This window comes from uncultured Corynebacterium sp. (assembly GCF_947253065.1).
In the GTDB taxonomy this organism is placed as follows: domain Bacteria; phylum Actinomycetota; class Actinomycetes; order Mycobacteriales; family Mycobacteriaceae; genus Corynebacterium.
This window is the reverse complement of sequence record NZ_CAMXWS010000056.1, coordinates 1-6,899: the sequence shown is the minus strand read 5'-3', so window position 1 is coordinate 6,899 and position 6,899 is coordinate 1. Positions and strand designations below refer to the sequence as shown.

The 6,899-nt window shown below is 59.1% G+C and carries 6 protein-coding genes and 1 pseudogene; 5 read left to right on the top strand and 2 right to left on the bottom strand.

All coding sequences use genetic code 11. The features are described 5' to 3' along the window. Window positions 1-2,383: DEAD/DEAH box helicase (locus tag Q0X21_RS09610; RefSeq protein ID WP_297851662.1), on the bottom strand; the 2,383-nt coding region annotated here is incomplete at its 3' end. A gap of 109 nt (window positions 2,384-2,492) precedes the next feature. Continuing rightward, entirely contained in the window at window positions 2,493-3,926 is a 1,434-nt protein-coding gene (locus Q0X21_RS09605) for an ATP-binding protein (RefSeq protein ID WP_297851661.1), read from the bottom strand. A gap of 162 nt (window positions 3,927-4,088) precedes the next feature. Here Q0X21_RS09605 and Q0X21_RS09600 point away from each other — a divergent pair, with 162 nt between their 5' ends. From Q0X21_RS09600 to Q0X21_RS09580, 5 genes and pseudogenes are all read left to right on the top strand, one after another. Next, entirely contained in the window at window positions 4,089-4,862 is a 774-nt protein-coding gene (locus Q0X21_RS09600; RefSeq protein ID WP_297851660.1) for a 3'(2'),5'-bisphosphate nucleotidase CysQ, read from the top strand. Window positions 4,863-4,910: 48 nt separating this feature from the next. Then, a complete protein-coding gene (locus tag Q0X21_RS09595) occupies window positions 4,911-5,717 on the top strand; it encodes a thymidylate synthase (RefSeq protein ID WP_297851659.1) in 807 nt (268 codons plus the stop codon). Window position 5,718: 1 nt separating this feature from the next. Further along, window positions 5,719-6,234, top strand: coding sequence for a dihydrofolate reductase (locus Q0X21_RS09590; protein WP_297851658.1), 516 nt, complete (start codon window positions 5,719-5,721; stop codon window positions 6,232-6,234). A gap of 1 nt (window position 6,235) precedes the next feature. Then, the gene (locus tag Q0X21_RS09585) at window positions 6,236-6,517 is read left to right on the top strand and encodes a glutaredoxin domain-containing protein (protein WP_297851663.1); all 282 of its coding nucleotides are present in this window, start codon (window positions 6,236-6,238) and stop codon (window positions 6,515-6,517) included. A 147-nt stretch (window positions 6,518-6,664) separates the two neighbouring features. Further along, window positions 6,665-6,899: pseudogene (locus tag Q0X21_RS09580) on the top strand (Fic family protein); the annotation flags it as partial.

The window sequence follows — 6,899 nt, the reverse complement described above, 5'->3', positions numbered from 1 at the left end:
ATATCGACGCATCCGGTTCCCGCTCCCCCTGCGGCAACCTCAACACGATCCCGTCGTCCCCCGCGACGGCTTGGGCGTCCATGCCGGTCTCCTGCGCCACGCGCCATCCGGTAGCCAGCGCCCACGCGGCATTGACGCCCTTGCCGAACGGTGTGTGCAGCACCACCCGCCAATCCCCCAGCTCATCCGTGAAGCGCTCAAGCACCAGCGTCTTCTCATCCGGGACGATGCCGGTGGCTTCCTCCTGCTCATCGAGGTACTTCAGCAGATTGTCGTGGGCATATTCGTCCAGGCTCGCGTCGATGATGGCGGGATCGCTTTTCGCTTCTCTGCGAAAGGCGCCGAGCGCCAGTCCAAGCTCGTATGGCCTGCCGAGCGCGTCGCCTGTCCAGAACGGCAGGCGTCCCGTGTGCCCCGGCGCGGGAGAGACCTGCACCTGGTCGCGGGTGATGTTCTCGATACGCCAACTGGAGGCACCGAGCGTGAACACGTCGCCGACGCGGGATTCGTAGACCATCTCCTCGTCGAGTTCGCCGACTCGTCGCGGAACTCCTCCTTCTGCCTCGGTGCCGACGAGGAATACACCGAACATGCCCCTGTCCGGGATCGTGCCGGCATTGGTCACCGCCACGCGCTGTGCACCGGGACGAGCTTTGAGTGTGGTGCCGTCAAGAATCGCGCGGGGGCGCAGTTCCGCGAAGTCGGTGGAGGGATAGATGCCGATGACCAGGTCGATGACCGCATCAAAGACCTCACGGGCGAGGTCACGGTAGGGCCAGGCGCGAGCGACGGTCTCATACCAGTCATCCAGCTCAAGATCTTCTACTGCGACGGCCGCGACGGTCTGTTGCGCCAAGACATCGAGCGGGCTTTTTGGAGTGTGTAATTCCTCGATGAGGCCCTCCCGCATGCGCGGTACAGTCACCGCTGTTTGCACCAGATCAGAGCGATGCTTGGGGTAGAACGAGCCCTCGGAGACGGCACCGACGGAGTGCCCGGCGCGGCCCACGCGCTGCAGGCCCGATGCCACCGACGGTGGGGATTCCACTTGCACCACAAGGTCCACGGCCCCCATGTCGATGCCCAGCTCAAGTGAACTGGTGGACACCACTGCCTTGAGTGTGCCCTCCTTCAAAGCTGTCTCTGTGGCCTTGCGTTCTTCCTTGGACACGGAACCGTGGTGGGCACGCGCGATCACCGGTACGGCTTCACCGGCGATATCTGTTGACTTCATCAGTTGCGCCGGCGGCCGACGCGTCTGGGGGCTGAGTGCCTCCGGGTTATGCTCCGCGGCCCAGATCTCATTGAGCCTGCTGGTCAGTCGCTCAGCCGTGCGACGGGAATTGACGAAGACGATCGTCGACTGATGCGCCATCACTTCTTGGTACAGCTGCGCCTCAATGTGTGGCCAGATCGAGGACTGCCCCGGGGTCGGTGGTGAGGCGATGTTCTTGTTGTCCTTGTCCGGGTCGTCCGGGGCGTCCAGGTCGAAATCAAGGATGTCTTCGGAAATCGCTGATGTATCAATCACCGCATCCCCGATCGCCGAGCCCTCTTCCGGGACCGGCAGATCGCTCATGTCCTCGACGGGCACGTGGACATCGAGCTGCCATTTCTTCTCCGCCGGCGGGTTCACGATCGTGGTGCGCTCGCCCAAGAAATTCGCCACCGCATCGAGTGGCCTCACCGTCGCGGACAGGCCGATGCGTTGGAAGTTTCCGGCTAGCCTGCGGAGACGCTCCAGGGAGAGCGCCAAGTGCACGCCGCGCTTCGTACCTGCGAGGGCGTGGATCTCATCGACAATGACGGTATCCACTGTTTTCAGAATTCCCGCCGCCTTGCTGGTGAGCATGAGGTACAGGCTCTCCGGGGTAGTGATGAGAATGTCCGGCGGTTTACGCGCTTGCCGGTTGCGCTCAGCCTGCGGGGTATCGCCGGAACGGACCGCGACGGAGATATCCGGCATGTCCAGCTCCATGCGCTGCGCCACACGGGCGATGCCGGTCAGAGGTGCGCGGAGGTTATTCTCCACGTCCACGCCGAGGGCTTTAAGCGGCGAAATGTAGAGCACCCGCACTCCCTCGCGTGTCCCCGTGGCGGTGCGCTGCAGTGCCGCGTTGTCGTCGAAATGCAGCGCTTGCTGCCCTGCACGATTCACCATCGAATTGAGCGACCAGAGGAACGCCGCCAGTGTCTTACCCGAACCAGTCGGGGCGACAACGAGGGTGTTCTCCCCCTCTGAAATAGATTTCCACGCTTGCTCCTGGACTGGCGTAGGCGCAGCAAAGACCTCTTCAAACCACGTTGCCACCTGCGGATGAAACCGGTCGAGTACGCGACCAGAATCCCCGCTCACGGAGTGGTTGGAAGAGTTGTCAGGCACGCCTTCACCTTAGACGGCCGGAACATAACACTTAACTTCCCACTACTTAACACTTGTGGGATGTTATGTAGGAAGTTAATTGTTAAGTTCCATCACCAGTACTTTTCCATCATACGGTGAGCCGGTAACGCTGACGCGGTGAGCGCGCAGGCTCTGTTGGCTCCACAGTCCCATCGCCCACGAGCTGGTTGATCGCCTTTTGCACCGCAGTTCGACTTAACCCGGTAGCGCCAACAAGTTCCGTCGTCGACCACGACTCGCACTCCGTGAAGAGTTTGGCAACTTGGTCCACAGCGGTGCCATGCCGTTCGGTCGGAGCCACCTTCCTCTTCCTAAACGTGACAGTGAAATCAGTCAATCGATCCGTGAAGATTGGTGGCGGCATGAGTGCTTCCTCGAGCGCACGGTTGATCGTGGCGATGCCAGAACCTCGATTTTCAGCGACCGGGCCGCCACCATCGAATGTGAGATCTTCGAGAAACGACGACAGGCGGCGGTTTCTCGAGGAGCTAATGCCCGCCTCCCCAAGGTTCTCAACTGTGACGCCGCCGTACAGTCCACCGGGATTTGTAATTTCAAGCCGGTCCACGAACATGTTGATCTGAACCTGGCTACCCAAAGCGCTCGGCGAATAATCACGGTGCATCAAGGCGTTGACCAGCGCCTCCCTTACGGCAACGAGTGGATATTCAGGTAAATCAGTGCGGTAGACCTCGCCAATCACGCTGGCCGTACGCATATTTTTCTGCACAGTTGCAACCCCAGCTTCAACGAGCTCGGGAATCGTTCCCACGAGAGTAGCGCTATCGAGCAGCCTCTCCCCGACCGTGACATCTCCCTTTCCGGTGCCAGGAAAAAGCCCGAACGTGACCGTCAATCGCGGAAAGAACTCCTGCGGGTAATCCCCCATCGCCAGCAGTGCAGCCAGAGTCGGACGCCCATCCTTCATGATCCTCAAGCGACGCAGAGCTTGGTCTTCGCCGTCCGCGAAGGTCTTTGGCCGCCGCGATTTCTGTACAGCCAGGAAGTCGTGCAACTCCTCCTCAGATAAATCAGTGCGCTGAGCTTCCTCTACTGGCTCTTCATCCCAGCGCGGCTGAACTTCTTCCTCCAGAAGTCGGTCTACTTCATATTTGGTCAGCCTGCGCTCACCGTCACCGGTGCGAATGTAAGAGCCGTTATAACGCCCCTTGTCAGTGACGTAGCAAGGCTTATCTTCACGGTTCAGCGGAGCTACTTCGACCACGACCACAAAAGCGCCTTGATGCTTATGAATCTGAATTACCGGCCGCACAGCAGGGGTGAGTTCGTCGCAGCGAGAGGCAACCGCATCGCGGGCTTTCGCCGCATCGAAACCGTCAACTGGGACGAAACCATCCTCTTCACTCAAACCAATCAGCAAGATTCCGCCGTTGCCATTGGAAAAGGCGCTGAGAGTTTCGCGGATGTTCTTCCCTACTCCGCTTTTCACCTCAACGGCTTGTCCTTCTGTCCCAATGATTCTTAGTTCAGCAATGAGGCTTTCCAACTCATCGTCGGTCATCGTCCACCCTTCCCCTTTTCAACGGGCCACCTCTTGAAACCCAACATAACACCCTACTTAACACTTGTGGGATGTTATGTGGGAAGTTAAGTGTTATGTTGCGCCGCAGAAGTAGTCGGCCGCAGCACGCGAGGACACCGCGCACGCGGTAAGGTCTAGGCCATGACGGCAACGTACTCGGACTCACGGTTGACTAACCTCATTGCGCTTGGAACTGGCGAAATCCTCAAGGGGATTCGCGGAGTGGGATTGCTTCGCGGCCGCGAATTGGGCGAGGCAGGCGATGACCTTGCTCAGAACTGGATTGCGCGTGTCTTGGAGCAGCACCGCCCGGAGGACGGTTTCCTGTCGGAAGAAGCTGTAGATGACTTGTCACGCCTGGACAATTCGCGTGTGTGGATTGTGGATCCGCTCGACGGCACGAAAGAATTCGCCACCGGCCGCCAGGACTGGGCTGTGCACATTGCACTGGTGGAAAACGGTGTACCGATCCATGCGGCAGTAGGCCTGCCGGACTTGGGCGTTGTGTTCAAGTCTTCTGATGTCCGCCACGTGGAGGGCCCGTACGCCCGCAAGATCGCTCTGTCCCACAACCGTCCGCCCGCTGTGGCAAAGTACGTCGCCGACAAGATGGGCTTTGAAGCTGCCGGCATTGGCTCCGCTGGCGCAAAGGCAATGCATGTCCTACTCGGCGATTACGACGCATACATCCACGCCGGTGGGCAGTACGAGTGGGATCAGGCGGCACCGGTGGGCGTCGCTAAGGCAGCTGGCTTGCATGCCTCCCGCCTTGATGGCAGCGAGGTTCTGTTCAACAACAAGGACACCTATATTCCTGACCTGCTGATTTGCCGCCCGGAGCTCGCAGAGGAGATCCTCGAGCATGTCGCCGCTTACAAAGCAGAGCACGGCAGCTACGAAGGCATCGTCAAATAAGCAACTAGACAGCGCCGCTTCAACCCAATAACCGCAAAGAGTGAGTGAATGACTGGGACTATCCCCACGCCCTATGAGGATCTGCTGCGTGAGATCCTCGAAACCGGCACCCCGAAATCTGACCGCACTGGTACGGGCACCATCAGTGTGTTCGGTAAACAGTTGCGTTATGACCTCGCGGATTCTTTCCCCCTGTTGACCACCAAGAAGGTGTACTTCAAGGGCGTTGTCGGCGAGCTGCTGTGGTTCCTCAAGGGCGATTCGAATGTGCGCTGGCTACAGGAGAACAACATCCGCATCTGGAATGAATGGGCGGATGAAAGCGGTGAACTGGGCCCGGTCTATGGCGTCCAGTGGCGTTCGTGGCCCACGCCTGACGGCCGACACATTGACCAGATTCAGAATGCGTTGGACCTACTGACAAAGGACCCGGAGTCGCGCCGCAATCTCGTCTCCGCGTGGAATGTGTCGGAGCTAGACAAGATGGCGCTCATGCCGTGCCACCTGCTCTTCCAGCTCTATGTCGCCGATGGCAAGCTGTCCATGCAGGTCTACCAGCGCTCCGCAGACATGTTCTTGGGTGTGCCGTTCAACATCGCTTCCTACGCGCTGCTCACCCACATGTTCGCGCAGCAGGCGGGCCTGGAGGTTGGCGAGCTGATCTGGACCGGCGGCGATTGCCACATCTACAACGACCACATTGAGCAGGTCAAAGAGCAGCTCTCCCGCGAGCCTCGCCCGTATCCACAGCTTGAACTGACCAAGACGGAGTCCATCTTCGACTACGGCTTCGACGACATCGCGGTCACCGGCTACGACCCGCACCCGACGATCACGGCGAAGGTCTCGGTCTAGCATGCTCGGCGCAATCTGGGCGCAGTCGCTCGATCGCATCATCGGCGACGGCGAAGATATGCCGTGGCACCTCCCGGAGGACCTTAAGCATTTCAAGGAGACCACGCTCGGCTGCCCCGTCATCATGGGCCGTCGCACGTGGGAGTCATTGCCATTCAAGCCACTTCCGGGTCGCACCAATATTGTCATTTCCTCACGGCAAACGGGCGAATGGTCGAGTGGCGCGGAGGTTCACCGCAAACTTCCGGCCCTGGACACCGACGCTTGGATCATGGGCGGGGCACAACTCTACGAAGCCACCCTCGGCCATGTCGACATCATTGAGCGCACGCTTATCGACGCCACACTCGCGCCCCTCCTCCCCCACAACGCCGTTTTGGCACCGCATGTGCCGGAGGAATTCGACTTGGTTCATGAATCCGAGTGGATCACATCTGAGCGTGGCCGCATCACCCTCGACGGTGCCGATGAATCACCGCTGCGCTACCGCTTCCAACGATTTGAACGAAAGGCTTAGGATTTTGGCTACCACCCCTGAAACCACAGCACCTGTCACCGTTTTTGCCGCATCTTGGTGCCCGTACTGCAACGCGTTGATCGCGGACTTGAAGCGGGCGAAGCTTCCCGAAGGTGCCGTTGAGATCGTCGACGTCGAAGCACCTGGCGTGGATGTTGACGAGTGGATCAAGTCCGTCAACGACGGCAACCGCATCGTGCCCACCGTCCTCTACTCCGACGGCACACACGCCACCAACCCGCCAGCTGCCGACGTGTTGGCCAAGCTGGCGGATCTGAGCTAGCAATCTGAGCTAGCAAATCTGGATTAGTAGAACTGCAATTTACAGCGCGCGGATGGCACTCTATCTTTCAAAATTCGCGATTTTTGAAAGATAGAGGCTTAAGATGGGTCTCTAAATTGCAATCGACTTACCTGGAAAAACAGCGCCATGACCCACTATAAGCAGCTTAAACAGGTCTTCCATAGCCACCAGAACGGTGAAAAAATAGCTCAAGAGCAGTACGAGCTGCGACTTTCCTCGCCATCGTCACTCACGTGGGACTTCAATGTGCGCGATTACCCCCTGTTTGTTGTTCATACAAACGATGTTGTGGAAGCCCTTGAACGGGTATGGGACAACGAGTCACGCATCGCTCCCAAATGGACATCGCTCCCAGACGTAG